The 22,532-nt window shown below is 63.0% G+C and carries 20 protein-coding genes; 7 read left to right on the forward strand and 13 right to left on the reverse strand.

Annotated elements, in window-relative coordinates:
• Positions 1–128: 128 nt before the first annotated feature.
• The 5 genes from H0I86_RS30280 to H0I86_RS30300 all read right to left on the reverse strand — a co-directional run bounded on the left by H0I86_RS30280 (position 129) and on the right by H0I86_RS30300 (position 5,367).
• Entirely contained in the window at positions 129–1,097 is a 969-nt protein-coding gene (locus H0I86_RS30280; RefSeq protein WP_180923215.1) for a CDP-6-deoxy-delta-3,4-glucoseen reductase, read from the reverse strand.
• Positions 1,097–2,563: a 4-hydroxy-3-polyprenylbenzoate decarboxylase gene (gene ubiD, locus H0I86_RS30285; protein WP_009046125.1), complete on the reverse strand. Its 1,467-nt coding sequence runs from the start codon at positions 2,561–2,563 to the stop codon at positions 1,097–1,099. Before ubiD ends, H0I86_RS30280 begins: the two co-directional genes overlap by 1 nt.
• 140 nt (positions 2,564–2,703) lie before the next feature.
• The gene (gene rho, locus H0I86_RS30290) at positions 2,704–3,963 is read right to left on the reverse strand and encodes a transcription termination factor Rho (protein ID WP_007926725.1); all 1,260 of its coding nucleotides are present in this window, start codon (positions 3,961–3,963) and stop codon (positions 2,704–2,706) included.
• A gap of 249 nt (positions 3,964–4,212) precedes the next feature.
• On the reverse strand, positions 4,213–4,542 hold the full coding sequence (gene trxA / locus H0I86_RS30295; protein ID WP_003206727.1) for a thioredoxin TrxA: 330 nt from the start codon (positions 4,540–4,542) through the stop codon (positions 4,213–4,215).
• A gap of 126 nt (positions 4,543–4,668) precedes the next feature.
• Positions 4,669–5,367, reverse strand: coding sequence for a FadR/GntR family transcriptional regulator (locus tag H0I86_RS30300; protein ID WP_009051417.1), 699 nt, complete (start codon positions 5,365–5,367; stop codon positions 4,669–4,671).
• A 254-nt stretch (positions 5,368–5,621) separates the two neighbouring features.
• On the opposite strand from H0I86_RS30300, the gene H0I86_RS30305 reads away from it, so the two are divergent.
• From H0I86_RS30305 to ppx, 5 genes are all read left to right on the forward strand, one after another.
• Positions 5,622–6,407, forward strand: a complete 786-nt coding sequence (locus H0I86_RS30305) for a transporter substrate-binding domain-containing protein (RefSeq protein WP_009051418.1) — start codon at positions 5,622–5,624, stop codon at positions 6,405–6,407.
• 21 nt (positions 6,408–6,428) lie between these two features.
• Positions 6,429–7,097, forward strand: coding sequence for an amino acid ABC transporter permease (locus tag H0I86_RS30310; RefSeq protein WP_023967888.1), 669 nt, complete (start codon positions 6,429–6,431; stop codon positions 7,095–7,097).
• Complete coding sequence (locus H0I86_RS30315) at positions 7,094–7,744, forward strand: amino acid ABC transporter permease (RefSeq protein WP_023967887.1); 651 nt, start codon at positions 7,094–7,096, stop codon at positions 7,742–7,744. Before H0I86_RS30310 ends, H0I86_RS30315 begins: the two co-directional genes overlap by 4 nt.
• A complete protein-coding gene (locus H0I86_RS30320; protein WP_007926719.1) occupies positions 7,731–8,465 on the forward strand; it encodes an amino acid ABC transporter ATP-binding protein in 735 nt (244 codons plus the stop codon). The genes H0I86_RS30315 and H0I86_RS30320 overlap by 14 nt, the downstream gene beginning before the upstream one ends.
• 223 nt (positions 8,466–8,688) lie before the next feature.
• Positions 8,689–10,191, forward strand: a complete 1,503-nt coding sequence (gene ppx, locus H0I86_RS30325) for an exopolyphosphatase (protein ID WP_180923216.1) — start codon at positions 8,689–8,691, stop codon at positions 10,189–10,191.
• Positions 10,192–10,291: 100 nt separating this feature from the next.
• Here ppx and ppk1 read toward each other — a convergent pair whose 3' ends face one another.
• Positions 10,292–12,511, reverse strand: coding sequence for a polyphosphate kinase 1 (ppk1, locus tag H0I86_RS30330; RefSeq protein WP_180923217.1), 2,220 nt, complete (start codon positions 12,509–12,511; stop codon positions 10,292–10,294).
• Positions 12,512–12,529: 18 nt separating this feature from the next.
• Positions 12,530–13,543, reverse strand: a complete 1,014-nt coding sequence (gene hemB / locus H0I86_RS30335; RefSeq protein ID WP_180923218.1) for a porphobilinogen synthase — start codon at positions 13,541–13,543, stop codon at positions 12,530–12,532.
• 207 nt (positions 13,544–13,750) lie between these two features.
• Between hemB and H0I86_RS30340 the strand changes: the two genes are divergently transcribed.
• Entirely contained in the window at positions 13,751–14,383 is a 633-nt protein-coding gene (locus H0I86_RS30340) for a DedA family protein (RefSeq protein WP_009051424.1), read from the forward strand.
• Here the strand turns inward: H0I86_RS30340 and H0I86_RS30345 are convergent.
• Complete coding sequence (locus tag H0I86_RS30345) at positions 14,364–15,599, reverse strand: sterol desaturase family protein (RefSeq protein WP_180923219.1); 1,236 nt, start codon at positions 15,597–15,599, stop codon at positions 14,364–14,366. The two genes, H0I86_RS30340 and H0I86_RS30345, sit on opposite strands and share 20 nt — an antisense overlap.
• A 113-nt stretch (positions 15,600–15,712) precedes the next feature.
• On the opposite strand from H0I86_RS30345, the gene elbB reads away from it, so the two are divergent.
• Positions 15,713–16,381 carry an isoprenoid biosynthesis glyoxalase ElbB gene (gene elbB / locus H0I86_RS30350; RefSeq protein WP_038574879.1) on the forward strand — a complete coding sequence of 223 codons (669 nt, stop codon included), beginning with the start codon at positions 15,713–15,715 and terminating at the stop codon, positions 16,379–16,381.
• A 47-nt stretch (positions 16,382–16,428) separates the two neighbouring features.
• Here elbB and H0I86_RS30355 read toward each other — a convergent pair whose 3' ends face one another.
• The 5 genes from H0I86_RS30355 to H0I86_RS30375 all read right to left on the reverse strand — a co-directional run bounded on the left by H0I86_RS30355 (position 16,429) and on the right by H0I86_RS30375 (position 22,507).
• Positions 16,429–16,884, reverse strand: coding sequence for a YaiI/YqxD family protein (locus tag H0I86_RS30355; protein WP_180923220.1), 456 nt, complete (start codon positions 16,882–16,884; stop codon positions 16,429–16,431).
• Positions 16,885–16,986: 102 nt separating this feature from the next.
• Positions 16,987–18,885 carry an FTR1 family protein gene (locus tag H0I86_RS30360; RefSeq protein WP_180923221.1) on the reverse strand — a complete coding sequence of 633 codons (1,899 nt, stop codon included), beginning with the start codon at positions 18,883–18,885 and terminating at the stop codon, positions 16,987–16,989.
• 262 nt (positions 18,886–19,147) lie between these two features.
• Entirely contained in the window at positions 19,148–19,780 is a 633-nt protein-coding gene (locus H0I86_RS30365) for a LysE family transporter (protein WP_180923222.1), read from the reverse strand.
• A gap of 235 nt (positions 19,781–20,015) precedes the next feature.
• Positions 20,016–20,597, reverse strand: a complete 582-nt coding sequence (locus H0I86_RS30370) for a mechanosensitive ion channel family protein (protein WP_180923223.1) — start codon at positions 20,595–20,597, stop codon at positions 20,016–20,018.
• The gene (locus H0I86_RS30375) at positions 20,597–22,507 is read right to left on the reverse strand and encodes an ATP-binding cassette domain-containing protein (RefSeq protein WP_180923224.1); all 1,911 of its coding nucleotides are present in this window, start codon (positions 22,505–22,507) and stop codon (positions 20,597–20,599) included. The genes H0I86_RS30370 and H0I86_RS30375 overlap by 1 nt, the downstream gene beginning before the upstream one ends.
• Positions 22,508–22,532 lie beyond the last annotated feature (25 nt).

A 22,532-nucleotide genomic window follows, 5' to 3' on the forward strand; every position in this document is an offset into this window, starting at 1 on the left:
GCAAGTTAAGTGCCATCGAAGAGTTTTAACTTTCAATAATGCGTGACATATAACCTACCGGCATTTATCTAATTAAATAAATACCGATGGGCTATATAGGAAGTTATAACGGGGACAGTCCCGAGAACTCAGGACCGAGGAGCGTAGGCAAATACATCGGCGCGCATCTGGTGCGCATCCATGCCCGCTTCGACCAGCGCGTCGAGGGTCGCGTAGATCATCGCTGGCGAGCCGCTGGCGTAGACATGCACCGCCGACAGGTCGGCAATGTCCTCGCTCACCGCCTCGTGCAGCATGCCGCAGCGCCCTTCCCAGCCACAGAGGTCGCTGACCACCTTGTGGAGGAACAGGTTAGGCAGCTTCTTCCATTCGTCCCAGTGTTCGATCTGGTAGAAGTCGTCCGGCCGGCGCACGCCCCAGTACAGGTGCACCGGGTATTTGAAGCCCTTGGCCCGGCAATGCTCGATCAGGCTGTGCATCTGCGCCATGCCGGTGCCGGCGGCGATCAGCACCAGCGGTCCATCCGGCAGCTCGGCCAGGTGGGTATCGCCAAACGGCAGCTCGATGCGCACGTTGCCATTGCGCCGCAACTGTTCGATCAGGTTTTGTGCACTGCTTTCGCGCACCAGTACGTGCAGCTCCAGCTCGCGCCCGGCGTGCGGCGCCGAGGCCAGGGAGAAGGCCGACTGCTCGCCATTCTCCCGCTCGAGCATCAGGTACTGGCCAGCGTGATAACGCGGCGGCTTGCCGGCCGGCGACCGCAGGCGGACCCGCCAAACATCGCCGCCGACTTCCAGACACTCGGTGACCTGACACGACAGACTGCGCACTGGCAACTCTCCCGGCGCAAGGACGCCATCCCACAGCACGATGCAGTCTTCCAGCGGCTCTGCAATGCAAGTGTAGAACTCGCCGTGATCGCGCACATCGCCGGCCTGCAGGACACGGCCCTCCACCAGCAAGGCACAGCACACATGACAGTTGCCATTGCGGCAGCTTTGCGGGCATTCATAGCCCAGGCGCCGCGCCGCATCGAGAATCCGCTCGCCGGGCAACGTCTCAAGCACCGCTCCGGAGGGCTGCAAGGTTACACGCATCAATCTATTCCTAACTGATTCCAGATGGCATCGATCCGGCGGGTCACCGCCTCATCCTTGACGATCACCCGGCCCCACTCGCGGGTGGTTTCACCGGGCCACTTATGCGTGGCATCGAGCCCCATCTTCGAACCCAGGCCGGAGACCGGCGAGGCGAAGTCGAGGTAGTCGATCGGCGTGTTATCGATCATCACCGTGTCGCGCTTGGGGTCCATGCGCGTGGTGATGGCCCAGATCACGTCGTTCCAGTCGCGCGCGTTGATATCGTCGTCAGTGACGATAACGAACTTGGTGTACATGAACTGTCGCAAAAACGACCAGACACCGAGCATTACCCGCTTGGCGTGGCCGGGGTACTGCTTCTTCATGGTCACCACCGCCATGCGGTACGAGCAGCCTTCGGGCGGCAGGTAGAAGTCGGTGATTTCCGGGAACTGCTTCTGCAGGATAGGCACGAATACTTCGTTCAGCGCCACGCCGAGAATCGCAGGCTCATCCGGCGGACGACCGGTGTAGGTGCTGTGGTAGATCGGCTTGATCCGGTGGGTGATGCGCTCGACGGTGAACACCGGGAAGCTGTCGACTTCGTTGTAGTAGCCGGTGTGGTCGCCATACGGGCCTTCGTCGGCCATCTCGCCCGGATGGATCACCCCTTCCAGGATGATTTCCGCGGTGGCCGGCACTTGCAGGTCGTTGCCACGGCATTTCACCAGCTCGGTACGGTTGCCCCGCAGCAGGCCGGCGAAGGCGTATTCGGAGAGGCTGTCCGGCACTGGCGTCACGGCGCCGAGGATGGTCGCCGGGTCGGCCCCCAGGGCCACGGATACCGGGAACGGCTGGCCCGGGTGCTTCTCGCACCACTCGCGGTAATCCAGCGCGCCGCCACGGTGGCTCAACCAGCGCATGATCACCTTGTTGCGACCGATCACCTGCTGGCGATAGATACCGAGGTTCTGCCGGTCCTTGTTCGGGCCCTTGGTGACGGTCAGGCCCCAGGTGATCAACGGACCGACGTCGCCCGGCCAGCAGGTCTGCACCGGCAGCATCGCCAGGTCGACGTCATCGCCTTCGATGACCACTTCCTGGCAGATCGCGTCCTTGACGACTTTTGGCGCCATGGAAATGATCTTGCGAAAGATCGGCAGCTTGGACCAGGCATCCTTCAGCCCCTTGGGCGGCTCTGGTTCCTTGAGGAAGGCCAGCAGCTTGCCGATTTCCCGCAGTTCGCTGACCGCTTCGGCGCCCATGCCCAGCGCCACGCGCTCCGGGGTGCCGAACAGGTTGCCCAGCACCGGAATGTCGTAGCCGGTGGGCTTTTCAAACAGCAGGGCCGGACCTTTGGCACGCAAGGTGCGATCGCAGACCTCGGTCATTTCCAGCACTGGGGACACCGGAACCTGGATGCGCTTGAGTTCGCCGCGCTGTTCCAGACCGCTGATAAAGTCGCGCAAGTCGCGATACTGCATGCGTGAGCCTCGTTTTGGCCGTGGCGTTCGGGGCTGGCAGTTTAGCGCCGAACCCGACTGTTCAGAACAGTGAACTGCCGTTCATCAATAATCAGATAGCAAAAAGCCGGGTTTCCCCGGCTTTCGCGGTCCCGCTCGACTTACTTGCGTTTCATCGACAGGAAGAACTCATCGTTGGTCTTGGTCTGTTTCAGCTTGTCGACCAGGAACTCGATGGCGGCGACTTCATCCATCGGATGCAGCAGCTTGCGCAGGATCCACATGCGCTGCAGCTCGTCGTCGGCGGTCAGCAACTCTTCGCGGCGGGTGCCGGAACGGTTGATGTTGATGGCCGGGAAGACACGCTTCTCGGCGATCTTGCGGTCCAGAGGCAGCTCCATGTTGCCGGTGCCCTTGAACTCTTCGTAGATCACTTCATCCATCTTCGAACCGGTTTCAACCAGCGCGGTAGCGATGATGGTCAGCGAGCCGCCTTCTTCGATGTTCCGCGCGGCGCCGAAGAAACGCTTCGGTTTTTCCAGGGCGTGGGCATCGACACCACCGGTCAGCACCTTGCCGGAGCTCGGGATCACGGTGTTGTAGGCACGGGCCAGGCGGGTGATGGAGTCGAGCAGGATCACCACGTCCTTCTTGTGCTCGACCAGGCGCTTGGCCTTCTCGATCACCATTTCGGCAACCTGCACGTGGCGGGTCGGCGGTTCGTCGAAGGTGGAGGCGACCACTTCGCCGCGCACGGTGCGCTGCATCTCGGTCACTTCTTCCGGACGTTCGTCGATCAGCAGCACGATCAGATGAACTTCAGGGTTGTTACGGGTGATGTTCGACGCGATGTTCTGCAGCATGATGGTCTTGCCCGCCTTCGGCGGAGCAACGATCAGACCGCGCTGGCCTTTACCGATCGGGGCGCACAGGTCGATGACACGACCGGTCAGGTCTTCGGTGGAGCCGTTGCCGGCTTCCATCTTCATGCGCACGGTCGGGAACAGCGGCGTCAGGTTTTCGAACAGGATCTTGTTCTTCGCGTTCTCGGGACGATCGTAGTTGATCGTGTCGACCTTCAGCAGTGCGAAGTAACGCTCGCCTTCCTTTGGAGGGCGGATCTTGCCAACGATGGTGTCACCGGTGCGCAAGTTGAAACGACGGATCTGGCTCGGGGAGACGTAGATATCGTCTGGGCCGGCCAGATAGGAGGCGTCGGAGGAGCGAAGAAAGCCGAAGCCGTCCTGGAGGATCTCCAGCACGCCATCACCGGAGATTTCCTCGCCGCTTTTAGCGTGCTTTTTCAGCAGGGAGAAAATCACGTCCTGCTTGCGCGAACGGGCCATATTTTCTATGCCCATCTGTTCGGCCAATTCGAGCAGTTCGGTAATCGGCTTTTGCTTGAGTTCAGTCAGATTCATATAGGAATGACGTAATCATTTATGGAGGGGGGGGAAATTAAGCTTTTGGCTTAATGATGCCGCGCCGCGGAGAAGGCGACAGGATCGCGTACTTATTCGAAAAGGAGAGCGTCGGCGACGGCTTGCAGGGGGCAGAGGAGAAACCAGTGCGGGGCCGAATGTAACACCTGAGTTTCTGAGCGTCTAGCCCTGAATAATGAAAAAGCCCCGCTATTTACGGGGCTTTTTTGATGCGATTTACAACGACGCTTAGATGTTGGCGTCGAGGAAAGCAGCCAGTTGCGACTTGGACAGTGCGCCGACCTTGGTGGCTTCGACGTTGCCGTTCTTGAACAGCATCAGCGTCGGGATACCACGCACGCCATGCTTGGCCGGGGTTTCCTGGTTTTCGTCGATGTTCAGCTTGGCAACGGTCAGCTTGCCTTTGTAGGTTTCAGCGATTTCGTCCAGGACCGGAGCGATCATTTTGCATGGGCCGCACCACTCAGCCCAGTAGTCGACCAGTACAGCGCCTTCGGCCTTGAGTACGTCAGCCTCGAAGCTAGCGTCGCTAACGTGTTTGATAAGATCGCTGCTCATGGAAGTCTCCAGGTTGTAAGCAAAAAAACGTGGCCCATCATAGCCGCCCTTCCCGCGTTCAGGAAGCCGGAGTTGATTGACTCTCGCTATGGTGACCGATGAATTTGGGTATAGCTCAACTGGAAACTATGCGGGGGTGACAAAGGCGATTCCAGTGCGCAATGCCGCGCCACGCACATGCTCCTGCATGGCCTTCTGCGCCGCCCCAGAGGCATGCCGGGCCAGCCCGCGCAGGATCTTGCGGTGCTCCTGCCAGGTTTCCATGGCCCGCTCGGGCCGGATGAACGGTAGTTTCTGGCTCTCCAGGAAGATCTCGGCGCTGGTACTGAGAATGCTCACCATTGCCTGATTGCCGCTGGCCTGCAGGATCTTCTGGTGAAACTCGAAATCCAGTCGCGCCGCCGCCTCGAAATCCGCCGCCCGCAGCTCGTTGCGCATGGCCTCGACATTATCCTGCAGCGCATCCAGCTCGTCGGCGGTCAGCGTCACGGCCGCCAGCCCCGCGGCGAAGCCTTCCAGGGCGTATCGCAGCTGAAAGATGTCCGTTGGCGAGGCTTGGGCCGCGAACGGCCAGCTCAGCCCCACGCCATTGACCGGCGACTCCGCGGCCTGCACGAACACACCCTTGCCAGGCTGCACGCTGATCACGCCCAAGGCGCTCAAGGACGACAGCGCCTCGCGCAACGAGGCCCGGCTGACCCCCAGTTGCACGGCCAGATCGCGCTGTGACGGCAGCGCATCGCCTGGGCCGAAGCCGCGCTCGTTGATCAATTGGCGGATGGCTTGCAGCGCCACCTCGGGTACGGCGCGGGAGATCGAGTTCATAAAATTCAGGCTGGCCGGTCCAGGAAAAAGCTAGTTGTAAAGCTATTCGCCGAGCCCGGCAAGTCGTGCCCCAAGGGGGTTCGGGCGCGTTGCCGGACGCTCGATAAGGGGGCAGAAACGCCAGCAACTGTTCAGACCAGTAAGACCGAACAAAACCAGAAAAACCCAGCGCTCCAGGGCTTTTACCGGCGTTTGGCACGGCCTGTGCTGTGTCGCAGCGCAGAAATCACTTCCCGTGAATCCGGAGATTTGCCATGACCAAGCGTTTCAGCGCCCTGCTCTCTGCCCTGTTTGCCAGTCTGATGCTGAGTCAGACGCCCGCCCACGCCAACGGCCTGGACGATGTCGTCGCCCGTGGCACCCTCAAGGTGGCCGTGCCCCAGGATTTCCCGCCCTTTGGTTCGGTCGGTCCGGACATGAAACCCCGCGGCCTGGATATCGACACCGCGAAACTGCTGGCCGACCAGCTCAAGGTCAAGCTCGAGCTGACCCCGGTCAATAGCACCAACCGCATTCCGTTCCTGACCACCGGCAAGGTCGACCTGGTGATCTCCAGCCTCGGCAAGAATCCGGAGCGCGAGAAGGTCATCGACTTCTCCCAGGCCTACGCCCCCTTCTACCTCGCGGTATTCGGCCCACCCGAGGCGCCGGTCGCCACCCTCGACGACCTCAAGGGCAAAACCATCAGCGTCACCCGTGGTGCCATCGAAGACATCGAGCTGACCGCCGTGGCCCCGCAAGGCGTGACCATCAAGCGCTTCGAGGACAACAACTCGACCATCGCCGCCTACCTGGCCGGCCAGGTTGACCTGATCGCCAGCGGCAACGTGGTGATGGTCGCCATCAGCGAGCGCAACCCGAAACGCATCCCGGCGATGAAGGTCAAGCTCAAGGATTCCCCGGTCTACGTCGGCGTGAACAAGAACCAGCCGGAGCTGCTGGACAAGGTCAACCAGATACTCACCACCGCCAAGGCCGACGGCAGCCTGGAAAAGAACGCCCAACTGTGGCTCAAGCAGCCGTTGCCGGCTGGCCTCTGATCGCGGTCGCGGAGGTTATCCATGGCTTATCAGTTCGACTTTCTACCGGTGCTGGAAAACACCGGCCTGCTGCTGCGCGGCGCCCTGTTCACCCTTGAGCTGACCGCCATCGGCACGCTGCTCGGGGTCGGCCTGGGCATCGTCGGCGCGGTGGTGCGGGCCTGGAAGATCCAGCCCTTCTCGGCCCTCTTCGGCGTCTACGTCGAACTGATCCGCAACACCCCGTTCCTGGTGCAGCTGTTCTTCATCTTCTTCGGCCTGCCGTCCCTGGGGTTGCAGATTTCCGAGTGGCAGGCAGCGGTGCTGGCGATGGTGATCAACCTGGGCGCCTACTCCACGGAAATCATCCGCGCCGGCATCCAGGCCATCCCCCGCGGCCAACTGGAAGCCGCGGCGGCCCTGGCCATGACCCGCCTGGAAGCCTTCCGCCACGTGGTGTTGCTGCCGGCGCTGGGCAAGGTATGGCCGGCCCTGAGCAGCCAGATCATCATCGTCATGCTCGGTTCGGCGGTGTGTTCGCAGATCGCCACCGAGGAGCTGAGCTTCGCCGCCAACTTTATTCAGTCGCGCAACTTCCGCGCCTTTGAAACCTACGCCCTGACCACGCTGATCTACCTGTGCATGGCCCTGCTGATCCGGCAGTTGCTGAACTGGGTCGGGCGCCGCTATATCGCGAGGAGCAGCCAATGAGTGATTTCAGCTTCTGGGACATCGTGCGCAACCTGCTGACCGGCCTGCAATGGACCCTGCTGCTGTCGCTGGTGGCCTTTGTCGGCGGCGGGTTGATCGGCTTGCTGATCATGACCCTGCGCATTTCCAAGAAGGCTTTCCCCAGCCATTTCGCCCGCTTGTATATCGAGCTGTTCCAGGGCACGCCGCTGTTGATGCAGCTGTTCCTGGTGTTCTTCGGCATCGCCCTGCTGGGTGTGGATATCTCGCCCTGGCTGGCGGCGGCCATCGCCCTGACGCTGTTCACCAGCGCCTACCTGGCGGAGATCTGGCGCGGCTGCGTCGACTCGATCCCCAACGGCCAGTGGGAAGCCTCCTCCAGCCTGGCGCTCAACCCTTATGAACAGCTGCGCCATGTGATCCTGCCGCAGGCGCTGCGGATCGCCGTGGCGCCTACCGTGGGCTTTTCAGTGCAGGTGGTCAAAGGCACCGCGGTGACCTCGATCATCGGTTTCACCGAGCTGACCAAGACCGGCGGCATGCTCGCCAACGCCACCTTCGAGCCCTTCATGGTCTACGGCCTGGTGGCGCTCGGTTACTTCCTGCTGTGCTACCCCCTGTCCCTCAGTGCGCGCTACCTGGAAAGGAGACTGCATGCCTCTGCTTAGAATTTCCGCCCTGCATAAATATTACGGCGACCATCATGTGCTCAAGGGCATCGACCTCAGTATCGAGGAAGGCCAGGTGGTGGCGATCATCGGCCGCAGCGGCTCGGGCAAGAGCACCTTGCTGCGCACCCTCAACGGCCTGGAATCGATCAACGACGGGGTCATCGAAGTCGACGGCGAATACCTCGACGCCGCCCGTGCCGACCTGCGCAGCCTGCGGCAGAAGGTCGGCATGGTGTTCCAGCAGTTCAACCTGTTCCCGCACCTGACCGTCGGCGAGAACGTCATGCTCGCTCCGCAAGTGGTGCAGAAGGTGCCCAAGGCCAGGGCCGCCGAACTGGCGCGCGAGATGCTGAAACGGGTCGGCCTGGAGGAGAAGTTCGACGCCTTCCCCGACCGCCTGTCCGGTGGCCAGCAGCAGCGGGTAGCGATTGCCCGGGCCCTGGCCATGTCGCCCAAGGTGCTGCTGTGCGACGAGATCACCTCGGCCCTCGACCCGGAACTGGTCAACGAAGTCCTGAGCGTGGTGCGCCAGCTGGCCAAGGACGGCATGACCCTGATCATGGTGACCCACGAGATGCGTTTTGCCCGGGAGGTGGGCGACAAGCTGGTGTTCATGCACCAGGGCAAGGTGCATGAAGTGGGCGACCCGAAAGTGCTGTTCGCCAACCCGCAGACGCCTGAGCTGGCGAATTTTATCGGGACCAATGAGAGCGCTTGATCGCTACCTGTAGCCGCTCCGCAGGCTCCGACAAGACCTGCGGAACCTTCCAGGGCACTCAAGAACAGCGCCTGCTTCACAGTAGATCGCAGCCTGCGGCAGTGGCCACAAGGATCGCTGCCGCACGCTTTTATGCGTTGAATCAACGCATTGGACACTGCGCGTTGGCGCGAGCGATTGATCGTGGCAGGATGGCAAGGTTATCGACCGAGACCCCCAAACCATGCCGCAAACCCAAGCCAAGAATCTGTCCCTGATCGCCGCCATCGACCTGGGCTCCAACAGCTTTCACATGGTCGTGGCCAAGGCTCACCATAATGAAATCCGCATTCTCGAGCGGCTCGGTGAAAAGGTGCAGTTGGCCGCCGGGATCGACGAAGACCGTCAACTCAACGAAGAATCCATGCAGCGCGGGCTCGATTGCCTGAAGCGCTTCGCCCAACTGATCAACGGCATGCCCCTGGGCGCGGTGCGTATCGTCGGCACTAACGCCCTGCGCGAAGCCCGCAACCGCGGCGAGTTCATCCGCCGCGCCGAGGAAATCCTCGGCCACCCGGTGGAAGTCATCTCCGGTCGTGAAGAAGCCCGCCTCATCTACCTGGGCGTGTCCCATACCCTCGCCGACACCCCGGGCAAGCGCCTGGTCGCCGACATCGGCGGCGGCAGTACCGAATTCATCATCGGCCAGCGCTTCGAGCCGCTGCTGCGCGAAAGCCTGCAGATGGGCTGCGTCAGCTTCACCCAGCGCTATTTCCGCGACGGCAAGATCACCCCGGCGCGCTACGCCCAGGCCTACACCGCGGCGCGCCTGGAAATCATGAGCATCGAACACGCCCTGCATCGCCTGACCTGGGATGAAGCCATCGGCTCCTCGGGCACCATCCGCGCCATCGGCCTGGCGCTCAAGGCCGGCGGCCACGGCAGCGGTGAAGTCAACGCCGAAGGCCTGGCCTGGCTCAAGCGCCGGCTGTTCAAGCTGGGCGACGTGGAGAAAATCGACTTCGAAGGCATCAAGCCGGATCGCCGGGCGATCTTCCCGGCCGGCCTGGCGATTCTCGAAGCCATCTTCGACGCCCTCGAACTGCAGCGCATGGACCATTGCGAAGGCGCCCTGCGCGAAGGCGTGCTCTACGACCTGCTGGGCCGTCATCACCACGAAGACGTGCGCGAGCGCACCCTTGGCTCGCTGATGGAGCGTTATCATGTCGACCTGGAACAGGCTGCCCGGGTCGAGCGCAAGGCACTCCACGCCTTCGACCAGGTGGCCGAGGACTGGGACCTGGAGGACGGCGTCTGGCGCGAACTGCTGGGCTGGGCCGCCAAGGTCCATGAAGTGGGCCTGGATATCGCCCACTACCAATACCACAAGCACGGCGCCTACCTGATCGAGCACTCGGACCTCGCCGGTTTCTCCCGCGAAGACCAGCAAATGCTCGCGCTACTGGTACGTGGCCACCGCCGCAATATTCCCAAGGACAAGTTCGCCGAATTCGGCGAGGAAGGCAGCAAGCTGATCCGCCTGTGCGTGCTGCTGCGTTTCGCCATCCTCTTCCACCACATCCGCGGCACCCAGGAAATGCCCCAGGTGAAGCTGCACGCCGCCGGCGACAGCCTGGAGGTGATGTTCCCGGCAAACTGGCTGGATGAGAACCAGCTGACCCAGGCCGACTTCGCCCTGGAAGCGGAGTGGCTGACCCGGGTCGGCATCACCCTCAACGTGCACTGAAACACCCCTGCACAAAAAAGCCGGCTTGCCGGCGATGGGCTCCTTCCAAAGGGCACCATCGCCGGCAAGCCGGCTTTTTCATGGGCTCAATGACCCGGGCTCAGCGCACCGCCAGTACCGGGTTGCTCAGGCGCTCCAGCAATGTGGCCTGGGCGCTGCGCGGGTTCTGGTTGCCGGTCGGCGTGTTGCGGATGTAGCGGCCGTCCGACTGCAGGCTCCAGCTGTGGGTGTTATCGGTGAGATAACTTTCCAGCTCCTTCTTGACCCGCAGGATCAGCTTCTTGCCCTCGACCGGGAAGCAGGTCTCGACACGCTTGTCGAGGTTGCGCTCCATCCAGTCGGCGCTGGACAGGAACATCTGCTCCTCGCCGCCATTGAGGAAATAGAACACCCGGGTGTGTTCCAGGAAGCGGCCGATGATCGAGCGCACATGGATGTTGTGCGATACGCCGGCGATTCCCGGACGCAGGCAGCACATACCCCGCACCACCAGGTCGATGCGCACGCCCGACTGGCTGGCCTTGTACAGCGCGCGGATGATCTTCGGATCGGTCAGCGAGTTGAACTTGGCAATGATGTGCGCCGGCTTGCCGTCCAGGGCGAACTGGGTCTCCCGGGCGATCATGTCGAGCATGCCCTTCTTCAGGGTGAAAGGCGCGTGCAGCAGCTTCTTCATGCGCAGGGTCTTGCCCATGCCGATCAACTGGCTGAAAAGCTTGCCGACGTCATCGCACAAGGCGTCGTCGGAGGTCAGCAGACTGTAGTCGGTGTACAGACGGGCGTTACCGGCGTGGTAGTTGCCGGTGCCCAGGTGGGCGTAGCGCACGATCTCACCGGCTTCGCGACGCAGGATCAGCATCATCTTGGCGTGGGTCTTGAAGCCAACCACGCCGTAGATCACCACCGCGCCGGCCGCTTGCAGGCGGCTGGCCAGTTGCAGGTTGGACTCTTCGTCGAAGCGCGCGCGCAGCTCGATCACCGCGGTGACTTCCTTGCCGTTACGCGCCGCATCCACCAGCGCATCGACGATTTCCGAGTTGGCGCCGCTGCGGTACAGGGTCTGGCGCACCGCCAGCACGTGCGGGTCCTTGGCGGCCTGGCGCAGCAGGTCGACCACCGGGGTGAAGGACTCGAACGGGTGCAGCAACAGGATGTCCTGCTTGCTGATCACGCTGAAGATGTTCTCGCTGTTCTGCAACAGCTTGGGAATCTGCGGAGTAAACGGCGTGTACTGCAGCTCCGGGTGGCTGTCCAGGCCAGTGATGCTGAACAGGCGCGTCAGGTTCACCGGACCGTTGACCTGGTACAGCTCGGTCTCGCTCAGGTTGAACTGCTTGAGCAGGTAGTCGGACAGGTGTTTCGGGCAGGTGTCGGCCACTTCCAGACGCACCGCATCGCCGTAACGACGGGAGAACAGCTCGCCGCGCAGGGCGCGGGCCAGGTCTTCGACGTCCTCGGTGTCCACCGCCAGGTCGGCGTTGCGGGTCAGGCGGAACTGATAGCAGCCTTTTACCTTCATGCCCTGGAACAGGTCATCGGCGTGGGCGTGGATCATCGACGAGAGGAATACATAGTTGTCGCCAGGGCCGCCGACTTCTTCCGGCACCTTGATGATCCGCGGCAGCAGGCGCGGCGCTGGGATGATCGCCAGGCCGGAGTCGCGACCGAAGGCGTCGATCCCTTCGAGCTCGACAATGAAGTTCAGGCTCTTGTTCACCAGCAGCGGGAACGGGTGCGTCGGATCGAGGCCGATCGGGGTGATGATCGGCGCGATCTCGTCGCGGAAATAGCGACGGACCCAGGTCTTGAGCTTGGTGGTCCAGTAACGGCGACGGATGAAGCGGACCTGATGTTTCTCCAGCTCCGGCAACAGGATGTCGTTGAGGATCGCGTACTGGCGGTCGACGTGACCGTGCACCAGGTCGCTGATGCGCGCCAGGGCCTGGTGCGGTTGCAGGCCATCGGCACCGGCCTGTTCGCGGGCGAAGGTGATCTGCTTCTTCAGGCCGGCGACGCGGATCTCGAAGAACTCGTCCAGGTTGCTGGAGAAGATCAGCAGGAACTTCAGGCGTTCCAGCAACGGGTAGGACTCATCCAGCGCCTGCTCCAGCACGCGGATGTTGAACTGCAGTTGCGACAGCTCGCGATGGATATACAGGCTGCTGTCATCCAGGCTCGGGATGACCAGGGTCGGCATCGCCACATGCGGCGCGTCCGCTTGCACCGGCGGGGCTTCCAGCTCCGGTGGTGTTTCAACAACCTGCTCGACCACGGGTTGAGCTTCTTTTACGGCAACTTCAGTGAGTCCTTCGGTATTCATCGCGTGTTCCTGGGAGGGCTATTTTTGCTCTCGTAACAATTGAGCAGCACGAACGGCAAAGTAAGTCAGGATGCCATCGGCACCCGCGCGTTTAAAAGCGGTCAAGGATTCGAGGACAACCCCTTCGCTCAACCAGCCATTCTGGATCGCCGCCATGTGCATGGCGTATTCGCCGCTGACCTGATAGACAAAGGTCGGCACCTTGAATTCATCCTTGACCCGCAAAAGGATGTCCAGGTACGGCATGCCCGGCTTGACCATGACCATGTCCGCGCCTTCGGCGAGGTCGGCGGCCACTTCATGCAGGGCTTCGTGGCTGTTGGCCGGATCCATCTGGTAGGAAGCCTTGTTGGCCTTGCCCAGGTTCAGCGCCGAGCCGACCGCATCGCGGAACGGGCCGTAATAGGCGCTGGCGTACTTGGCCGAATAGGCCATGATCCGCACGTTGACATGCCCGGCGAGCTCCAGGGCTTCGCGGATCGCCTGGATGCGACCGTCCATCATGTCCGAAGGCGCCACCACCTGGGCGCCGGCTTCAGCATGGGACAGGGCTTGCTTGACCAGCGCATCGACGGTGATGTCGTTCTGCACATAGCCTTCTTCGTCGAGGATGCCGTCCTGGCCGTGGGTGGTGAACGGGTCGAGCGCCACGTCGGTGATCACCCCCAGCTCAGGGAAACGTTCACGCAGCGCGCGGGTGGCGCGCTGGGCAATGCCGTTCGGGTTCCAGGCTTCGGCGGCATCCAGCGACTTGAGCTCCGCCGGGGTCACCGGGAACAACGCCAGCGCGGGAATCCCCAGCTCGACCCACTGCGCCGCTTCCTCCAGCAGAAGGTCGATGGTCAGGCGTTCGACGCCCGGCATCGAGGCCACCGCTTCCCGGCGATTCTCACCGTCGAGCACGAATACCGGCAGGATCAGGTCATCGGTGGTCAGGACGTTTTCACGAACCAGGCGACGAGAAAAATCATCACGACGATTGCGACGCAGGCGGGTGGCAGGAAACAAACGGTTGGCTGGGGTAAAGCTCACGACAGACTCCTGAGCCCGCGCAGGCGGGCGAGCGTGACAGTTATAAGCGCCCATTATGACGAACGGATGACAGTTGTGCTTAACCCTGTGACCGGTAGTCGCAGCTATTGTCCAGCCAGCATTTGTTCACGTCGAGACACATTTGGATACTTTCCTCCATGGGCTCGAAGGGTTAGGCTGCGCGTTCATTTCGCCAGCATCCAGACAATGCTCCAACAATTTCTTCAGGAATTCGGCTACTTCGCCCTCTTTCTCGGCACATTCTTCGAAGGCGAGACCATCCTGGTTCTGGCCGGCTTTCTCGCGTTTCGCGGATACATGGACATCAACCTGGTGGTGGTCGTGGCCTTCTTCGGCAGCTATGCCGGCGACCAGCTGTGGTACTTCCTGGGACGCAAGCACGGGCGCAAGCTCTTGGCGCGCAAGCCGCGCTGGCAATTGATGGGTGATCGGGCGCTGGAGCATATCCGCAAGCATCCGGACATCTGGGTGCTGAGCTTTCGCTTCGTCTACGGCCTGCGCACCGTGATGCCGGTGGCCATCGGCCTGTCGGGGTATCCGCCGGGACGTTATCTGTTGCTCAACGGCATTGGCGCGGCAATCTGGGCCGCCGCCCTGGCCGCCGCGGCCTATCACTTCGGCGCCGTGCTCGAAGGCATGCTGGGCAGCATCAAGAAATACGAACTGTGGGTGCTCGGCGCCTTGCTGGTCCTGGGCTTTGCCCTGTGGCTGCGCCGCCGCTTCAAGAATGCGCGGCTGGCCAAGGCGATCTACGAAGCCGAACAGGTCAAGCAGAACGAGCAGAACGATTGCTGCAAGTCTAAGACGCCAGTCGAGTAAGGCGGCCCCGGCAGCAGTAAAGCGCAATGCCACTGAACAGGCTGTAACTGATCAGGCCGACCCAGCCCAAGGCGCTGGCCGGCCACAGCCCGACCAGAGGCGCCAGCCACACCAGCGGCAGGTTCGACGCCAGCCGCAGCAATTCCATCTTCAGCGCCCACGGGCGATTCTCCAGCGCCACCCCCAGCACGAACAAACCGAAGGCCATGGTGCTCCAGCCCAGCACCAGGGCCGCGACCGGCAGGCTGTCGCCCAGGTTCATCAGGTAGCTGCCAAAGGCGGCGTACACCGCGAACTGCAACACCACATAAGCCTGCTGCCGGGCATCCAGCGGCACCTCGAACTTGCGGAACTGGCTCAGGTCCGACTTGCGCAGCGGGTACTGGGCCGCCACATCCGCCGGGCGCCAGCCGGTGCGCATGAACCAGATCCGCAGCTTGTCCCAAACGCGCTCGGTACGCCGCGCATCGTCGAGCAACTGGGCATAGAACTGCAGGTTGGCCCACACCGGATTCCAGCTGGCCAGGGGCGTGGTGACGCCGAAGATCACCGGCTCGTTGTCGTCCTCCTCCTGGAAGGTGCCGAACAGCCGGTCCCAAATAATGAACACGCCGCCGTAGTTGCGATCCATGTAGAGAGCGTTCTGTGCATGGTGGGCCCGATGATTGGACGGCGAGACGAAAAACCATTCGAACCAGCCCAGCTTGGGAATGTGCCGGGTGTGCACCCAGAACTGATACAGCAGGTTCAACGCCCCCACGCTGACAAACACCAGCAGCGGCACCCCCAGCACGGCCATCGGCAGGTAGAAGATCCAGCTCAGCAGGAAGCCGGTGCTGGTCTGGCGCAGCGCCGTGGAGAGGTTGTAGTCCTCGCTCTGGTGATGCACCGAATGCGCCGCCCAGAGAATGTTGCGCTCATGGCCCATGCGGTGCAGCCAGTAGTAGCAGAAGTCGTAGAGGACAAAGGCGAACACCCAGACCCAGGCGCTCTCAGCCGACAGGCTGAAGAGCCCCAGGTGTTCCAGGGCAAAGGCGTAGGTCACCAGGCCGACACCCTTGGTCAACAGCCCGGTGGTGGTCGACAAGGCCCCGGTGCTGAGGCTGTTGATAGCGTCCGCGACCCGATAGTTGTTCACCCTCCGCCAGCGGTCGACCAGTAGCTCGAGGGCGATCAGCACAAAGAAGAACGGCACCGCATAAAGAATGAAATTCATGACACGACCTGATCGGAATCCTGATCGAAGATTAGGTCGGGCGGCGGGATAACCCTATGGCAACGGGCGACAAATTAGTGGACATTTAACGCCATGAATCTGGAGAAAAAACCATGAGCAAAAAAGTTGCAGTGATCCTTTCCGGCTGTGGCGTCTACGACGGTGCCGAGATCCATGAAAGCGTCATCACCCTGCTGCGCCTGGACCAGCGCGGCGCCCAGGTGCAGTGCTTCGCCCCGAACATTGCCCAGTTGCATGTGATCAACCACCTGACCGGCGCAGAGATGCCCGAGTCGCGCAATGTCCTGGTGGAATCGGCGCGCATCGCCCGCGGCCAGGTGAAAGACATCCGCGAGGCCAACGCCGAAGACTTCGACGCGCTGATCGTGCCCGGTGGCTTCGGCGCGGCGAAAAACCTTTCCAACTTCGCCGTGGAAGGGGCCGGCTGCACGGTCCAGCCGGATGTCCTGGCGCTGACCGAAGCCTTCGCCGAAGCCGGCAAACCGGTGGGCCTGATCTGCATCTCGCCGGCATTGGCGGCGAAGATCTACGGCCCGGGCGTCACCTGCACCATCGGCAACGACGCCGATACCGCGGCCGCCGTCAGCAAGATGGGCGCGACCCACGCAGAGTGCGCCGTCGGCGACATCATCGAGGACAAGGCACGCAAGCTGGTCAGCACCCCGGCCTACATGCTCGCGCAGTCCATCAGCGAAGCGGCGGCCGGGATCAACAAGCTGGTTGATCGGGTACTGGAACTGACCCACGAAAACGACGAGTAATCCAAAAACCGTGGCGAGCGGCAAGCACCCTCGCCACGCGGGAATCGTCAGGCCTGACGCGCTAGCCGCGTCAGGATCCGGTCCAGGGCGTTGGCGAAGGCCTGCTTCTCGCGGTCCCCATAAGCGCCTGGCCCACCACCGACCTGCCCCTGCTCGCGCAGATCGGTAAACAGGTTACGCACCGCCAGCCGCTCGCCCATGTTCTGCGCATCGAACTCCTTGCCCCGCGGGTCAAGGGCGGCGACGCCTTTCTTCACCAGGCGGTCGGCCAGAGGCACGTCGCTGCAGATCACCAGTTCGCCCGGCAGCGCGTGTTCCACCAGGTAATCGTCGGCCGCATCCGGACCGCTGGGCACCACGATCAGCTTGACGCAGGCAAAGGCCGGCTTGATCTGCGGTTGCCCCGCCACCAGCACCAGCTCGAACTGGCGCTTGAGGGCAAACCTCACCACCTGATCCTTCGCCGCCTTGGGGCAGGCGTCGGCATCGATCCACACACGCATTGCGTTATTCCTCTGAAAGCATCGCGGGCAAGCCACGCGCCTACAGTTCTCGATGAACTGTGGGTGCGCGGCTTGCCCGCGATAATGAGCGAAACGGATGCCTCAGGAAACCTGGGGCCGCCGTTTCTCGGCGATGCGGCTGCGACTGTAGAGCACGATGATCGCCACGATCGCCACCACCTGTGCCGTCAGCGAGTAGGCATCGGCGTGAATGCCCAGCCAGTCGAAGTCGAAGAACGCCACCGGCCGCGTACCGAAGACTCCGGCCTCCTGCAGCGCCTTGACGCCATGCCCGGCAAACACCACCGACAAGGCGCACAGCAATGCCGCATTGATACCGAAGAACAGGGCCAGCGGCAGCTTGGCCGAACCGCGCAGGATCACCCAGGCCAGGCCGAACAACAGCACCAGCGCCGTGGCGCCGCCGGCCAGCACCGCGTTGTGGCCCGCCGGGCCAGCCTGCAGCCACAGGGTTTCGTAGAACAGGATCACTTCGAACAGTTCGCGATAGACCGAGAAGAACGCCAGCACCGCAAAACCGAACCGGCCACCGCCGCCCACCAGGCTGCTCTTGATGTAGTCCTGCCAGGCCGCCGCGTGCCGGCGGTCGTGCATCCACACGCCGAGCCAGAGCACCATGACACTGGCGAACAGGGCCGTGGCGCCTTCCAGCAATTCGCGCTGGGAGCCACTGACGTCGATCACATAGGCCGCCAGCGCCCAGGTCGCCAGGCCGGCCAGCAAGGCCAGGGCCCAGCCGACGTTGACGCTGCGCACCGCCGATTGCTGGCCGGTATTGCGCAGGAAGGCCAGGATCGCCGCCAGCACCAGGATCGCTTCCAGGCCCTCGCGCAGCAGGATCAGCAGGCCGGAGATGTAGCTCAGCGACCAGCTCAGGCCATCGCTGCCCAGCAGGCCCGCCGAATCTGTCAGCTTGGCCTTGGCGGCATCCAGACGCTGCTCGGCCTGCTCTACCGGCAAGCCGTCCTGCAACGCCTGACGATAGGCCATCAGGGCCTTCTCGGTGTCCTTGCGCACGTTGGCGTCGACGTTGTCGAGGGAGCTTTCCACCAGCTCGAAACCTTCCAGGTACGCCGCCACCGACAGGTCGTAGGCCTGTTCGCGGTCACCCGCGCGGTAGGCGGCCAGGCTCTTGTCCAGGGTCGAGGCGGTGTAGTCGAGCAGTTGCGCCGGGCCGCGCTTGACCTGTGGCGGCTGGGCACGCTGGGCCCGGAAGGTCGCCGCGGCCTGCGGGCCTTCGGCGGCCTCTACTTCGCTTGGGGTCTGGCGGGCCAGGTCGGCGAGGTTGTAGCTCTTGTCGCCCTTCGCCGCGGCCGGGTCGGCAGTGAAGCCGGCGATATAGGTCGCCAGGTCCCAGCGCTGGCGGTCGTCCAGTTGATCGGAGAACGACGGCATGTCGGTGCCTTCGACGCCCAGGCCGAGGGTGTTGTAGATCGCGTAGAGGCTCAGGTGATCCGTGCGCGCCGCATCCCGCAGGTTGGCCGGTGGCGGCGTCAGGCCGACCCCGGCCGGGCCGTCGCCGGCACCGGTGTCGCCGTGACACACCGAGCAGTGCTGGGCATACAAAGGCGCGCCACGACTCGGGTCCGGAGTGATGATCGGGGCCTGGCTGACCTCATAGGCCACCGCCAGCCTGGCGCCCAGCTGCCGCGCCTGACGGGCGACGAGGGCACCGTCCGCCTTGGCCTTGACCGCGTCGTTCAGGCTGGCGATGCCCTGCTCCAGCTCGGCCTTCTCCGGCTTGGCCGGCAAATCGGCGACCAGCCCCTGCAACACGCCGAGAAACTCGACCTGCTCACGGTATTCGGAGTCATCAATGACCTTGCCCGCCTCGACCGTCGGTGGGTAGTCCGCGCCAATGTAGTCGAGCAGGTGCAGCGCCTTGGGCGCGCCTTCTACGGTGTCTGCCAGCAGGTTGGCGCTGCATAGGGCCAATATCGGCAGCACGAGCCACGCCAGGAAACGGGAGGGGGCAGTCATGAACGAATCTCAAATGGAAATACGAAGTAACACATTGTTCACTTCCAATGAGTTTCACTCAAGCGTTGTCACGCACGACACCCAGACGCAGTCGCGCCTGATGCCGGGCCAAAGCCTTGAATCACCTGGGGTCCGGGGGTTCCTGAACAAAGATGAAATAAATCCGGGCGTCACCGGGACCGGTTCATGCTCTCGAATCCCCCTGGAACACAGGCATAAAAAAGACGCCCTAGCTGGGCGCCTTTTTTGTAGGGCCAGTCTCTCAGACCGGCGCTTTGCGAATGGTCGCCAGCAAGCCGGCGGCGCCGAGGAACAGACCGGCAAAGGTGCGGTTCATCCGGCGCTGCTGGGTCGGCGTGCGCAGCAGGCGCAGGACCTTGGAAGCCAGGCCGGTGTAGCCGGCCATGACGATCAGGTCGACAGCGATCATGGTCGCGCCGAGGATCAGGTATTGCTTCACCAGCGGCGCGTGGGGATCGATGAACTGCGGCAGGACCGCCAGCATGAACACCAGCGCCTTGGGGTTGCTGATGTTGACCAGGAACCCGCGGAACACCAGGGCCAGGGGTTTGCCGATCGCTCGGATCGCGGCGTCGTCGCTCAGGTCGCTGGGCAGCGCGCGCCACTGTTTGACCGCGAGGTACACCAGGTAAGCCACGCCGAACCATTTGATCGCGTAAAAGGCGGTCGAGGATGCCGCGAGAATCGCCCCCACGCCGGCGGCGACAATCGCAATCTGCATGGCCAGGCCCAGTTGCAGGCCCAGGGCGTTCCAGTAACCGCGCCAGAAACCGTATTGCAAGCCGCAGGACATCGACGCAATCGCGCCGGCCCCCGGGGAAAGGCTGATCACCCAGCAGGCGGCAAAAAACGCCAGCCATGTCTCAAGAACCATCGCACACCTCGGCTCGAATTCGTCGTAGACGCCTAAGCTAATGCGCTGGCGGGCGGATGACCATAGATTTTTGTCGGACAGATATCGCTGCCCTGTAGCCGCCGCCGAAGGCTGCGATAGGCCGGGGTCGCGCTCGACACGCAGGACCTTCCTGCGATCTCAAGAGCGCGCCTGCTTCGCAGCCGATCGCAGCCTCGCGATGCTCGGCAGCGGCTACAGAGACGGCACAGGAGGGCTATTTCTCGCCGGAGCCTATCGACAGCGCATCGCTGCCACGCCAGCGGCGCACCGAACGCTGGAAGAACAGGCTGTTGGGCACCTGCACCATGACGCCGCCGGTGCCGGCTTCTTCGGCTTCGATCAGCGAGGTGTACAGCAGGTTGATTGCCACCACCCGCCCCTTGATGCCCGGCTTGTCGAGGGTGTCCACCAGCTCGACCACATCGCCGATGCGGAACGGCCCCACGGTAAAGATCAGGATGGCGCAGAGCAGGTTGGACAGCACGCTCCACATGGCGAAGAAGGCCACCGCCGCCACCGCGACAAAACCGGACAGGGCAGTCCAGAGCACCGTCGCCGACACCCCGAGCCGCTCCAGCACGAAGATCAGCGCGCTGCCCATGATCAGCCAGCGCAAGCCGCCGCGCAGCGGCATCAGCAGCTGCGGCGGGAACGGATAACGTTCACCCAGGCGGGTCAGGCAGCGCGCGACAAAACGCTGGGTGATGTAGCCAGCCAGCAGGATCAGCAGGATTTGCACGGTGACCCACAGCGGCTCGATCCACATGATCGGCACAGGCAGCTTGAACGCGTCCATCAGGACAAGGCTTCCAGTTCCGCCTGCATGCTTTCCAGCAGTTCCAGGGCTTCCATCCAGGCCTCTTCCAGCTCGCCTTCGCGCACCTTCAACTTGGCCTGCTCGGCCAGCAGATCACGCAATTCATCCTTGCGGGCCGCTTCGTAGACACCACTGTCGCCAAGGCTGGCTTCGATTTTCGCCAGCCGCTCGTGGACCTTGCCCAGCTCGGTTTCCAGCTTGTCGGCTTCGCGCTTGTGCGGGGCCAGCTGCTGGCGCAGGGCCGCGGCTGCCTGGCGCTGGGCCTTCTTGTCAGTCTTGTCCGGGTTGACCGTGGTCGTGCTGACCGGCGCGTTACGCTGGCGGTAGTCCACCAGCCAGCGTGCGTAGTCATCCAGGTCGCCGTCGAACTCCTCGACCTTGCCGTCGGCCACCAGGAAGAAATTGTCGGTGGTGCTTTTCAGCAGGTGACGGTCGTGGGAGACCACCAGCACCGCGCCGCTGAACTCTTGCAGGGCCATGGTCAGGGCCAGGCGCATCTCCAGGTCCAGGTGGTTGGTCGGTTCGTCGAGCAACAGCAGGTTCGGGCGGTCCCAGGCGATCAGCGCCAGGGCCAGGCGCGCCTTTTCGCCACCGGAGAAGTTCAGCACCGGCTCGTCGATACGCGCGCCACGGAAGTCGAAACCGCCGAGGAAATCGCGCAGGGTCTGCTCGCGCTCGGTCGGCGCCAGACGCTGCAAATGCAGCAACGGGCTGGCCTTGGCATCGAGCGAGTCCAGCTGGTGCTGGGAGAAGTAGCCGACCACGGTGTTCTCGCCGCGTGTCAGGCGGCCGCCCAGCGGCGACAGCTCGCCGGAGAGGTTCTTGATCAGGGTCGACTTGCCGGCGCCGTTGGGGCCGAGCAGACCGATGCGCGCACCCGGGGTCAGTTGCAGCTTGACCTTATCCAGCACGGTCTTCTCGCCATAACCCAGGCGAGCATCGGACAGATCGAGCAGCGGGCTGGAGATTTTTTCCGACTCGCGGAAAACGAAGTCGAACGGCGAGTCGACGTGGGCGGCGGACAGCTCTTCCATCCGCTCCAGGGCCTTGATCCGGCTCTGGGCCTGGCGGGCCTTGGTGGCCTGGGCCTTGAAGCGCGCAATGTACTTTTCCATATGCGCGCGTTGCGCCTGCTGCTTCTCGTAGGCTTGCTGCTGTTGCGCCAGACGTTCGGCACGGGCCCGCTCGAAGGCGCTGTAGCCACCGCGATAGAGGGTGATCTTGCGCTGATCGACGTGAGCCACATGGTCGACCACAGCATCGAGGAAATCGCGGTCGTGGGAAATCAGCAACAAGGTGCCGGGGTAGCCCTTGAGCCAGTCCTCCAGCCAGAGAATCGCATCGAGATCCAGGTGGTTGGTCGGTTCGTCGAGCAGCAGCAGGTCCGACGGGCACATCAGCGCCTGCGCCAGGTTCAGGCGCATCCGCCAGCCACCGGAGAAGTCGCCGACCTGACGGTCCATCTGCTCGTTGCTGAAGCCCAGGCCAGCCAGCAACTTGCGCGCCCGGGCGTCGGCGGTATAACCGTCGGCGCTGTCCAGCTCGGCATGCAGGCGTGCCAGGGCCGCACCGTCATGGGCCGCTTCGGCGGCGGCCAGCTCACGCTGCACCTGGCGCAGGCGCAGGTCGCCATCGAGCACGTAGTCGACCGCCAGTCGCTCGAGGGTGTCGACCTCCTGGCGCATATGGGCGATGCGCCAGTCGGCCGGCAGGAAGCAGTCGCCCGAATCCGGGTGCAACTCGCCACGCAGCAAGGCGAACAGGCTGGATTTGCCGGCGCCGTTGGCACCGATCAGGCCGGCTTTCTGGCCGGCGTGCAGGGTCAGCTCGGCGTCTTCTAGCAGACGTTGCGGACCACGCTGTAAAGTCAGGTTTTGAAGTCGAATCATAATGGCGGCGGAGTCTACCAGCTTC

This window comes from Pseudomonas chlororaphis subsp. aurantiaca (assembly GCF_013466605.1).
In the GTDB taxonomy this organism is placed as follows: domain Bacteria; phylum Pseudomonadota; class Gammaproteobacteria; order Pseudomonadales; family Pseudomonadaceae; genus Aquipseudomonas; species Aquipseudomonas chlororaphis_I.

Excerpts from the sequence above, each read along its gene's own strand:
- ppx (WP_180923216.1), top strand. The coding sequence starts at position 8,689 with ATGCCGCAAACCCAAGCCAAGAATCTGTCCCTGATCGCCGCCATCGAC.
- H0I86_RS30340 (WP_009051424.1), top strand. The coding sequence starts at position 13,751 with ATGCTCCAACAATTTCTTCAGGAATTCGGCTACTTCGCCCTCTTTCTC.
- H0I86_RS30320 (WP_007926719.1), top strand. The coding sequence starts at position 7,731 with ATGCCTCTGCTTAGAATTTCCGCCCTGCATAAATATTACGGCGACCAT.
- H0I86_RS30370 (WP_180923223.1), bottom strand. The coding sequence starts at position 20,597 with ATGGACGCGTTCAAGCTGCCTGTGCCGATCATGTGGATCGAGCCGCTG.
- H0I86_RS30300 (WP_009051417.1), bottom strand. The coding sequence starts at position 5,367 with ATGAACTCGATCTCCCGCGCCGTACCCGAGGTGGCGCTGCAAGCCATC.
- H0I86_RS30315 (WP_023967887.1), top strand. The coding sequence starts at position 7,094 with ATGAGTGATTTCAGCTTCTGGGACATCGTGCGCAACCTGCTGACCGGC.
- H0I86_RS30280 (WP_180923215.1), bottom strand. The coding sequence starts at position 1,097 with ATGCGTGTAACCTTGCAGCCCTCCGGAGCGGTGCTTGAGACGTTGCCC.
- H0I86_RS30345 (WP_180923219.1), bottom strand. The coding sequence starts at position 15,599 with ATGAATTTCATTCTTTATGCGGTGCCGTTCTTCTTTGTGCTGATCGCC.
- ubiD (WP_009046125.1), bottom strand. The coding sequence starts at position 2,563 with ATGCAGTATCGCGACTTGCGCGACTTTATCAGCGGTCTGGAACAGCGC.
- H0I86_RS30360 (WP_180923221.1), bottom strand. The coding sequence starts at position 18,885 with ATGACTGCCCCCTCCCGTTTCCTGGCGTGGCTCGTGCTGCCGATATTG.
- H0I86_RS30305 (WP_009051418.1), top strand. The coding sequence starts at position 5,622 with ATGACCAAGCGTTTCAGCGCCCTGCTCTCTGCCCTGTTTGCCAGTCTG.
- rho (WP_007926725.1), bottom strand. The coding sequence starts at position 3,963 with ATGAATCTGACTGAACTCAAGCAAAAGCCGATTACCGAACTGCTCGAA.
- H0I86_RS30310 (WP_023967888.1), top strand. The coding sequence starts at position 6,429 with ATGGCTTATCAGTTCGACTTTCTACCGGTGCTGGAAAACACCGGCCTG.
- H0I86_RS30355 (WP_180923220.1), bottom strand. The coding sequence starts at position 16,884 with ATGCGTGTGTGGATCGATGCCGACGCCTGCCCCAAGGCGGCGAAGGAT.
- H0I86_RS30375 (WP_180923224.1), bottom strand. The coding sequence starts at position 22,507 with ATGATTCGACTTCAAAACCTGACTTTACAGCGTGGTCCGCAACGTCTG.
- trxA (WP_003206727.1), bottom strand. The coding sequence starts at position 4,542 with ATGAGCAGCGATCTTATCAAACACGTTAGCGACGCTAGCTTCGAGGCT.
- H0I86_RS30365 (WP_180923222.1), bottom strand. The coding sequence starts at position 19,780 with ATGGTTCTTGAGACATGGCTGGCGTTTTTTGCCGCCTGCTGGGTGATC.
- elbB (WP_038574879.1), top strand. The coding sequence starts at position 15,713 with ATGAGCAAAAAAGTTGCAGTGATCCTTTCCGGCTGTGGCGTCTACGAC.
- ppk1 (WP_180923217.1), bottom strand. The coding sequence starts at position 12,511 with ATGAATACCGAAGGACTCACTGAAGTTGCCGTAAAAGAAGCTCAACCC.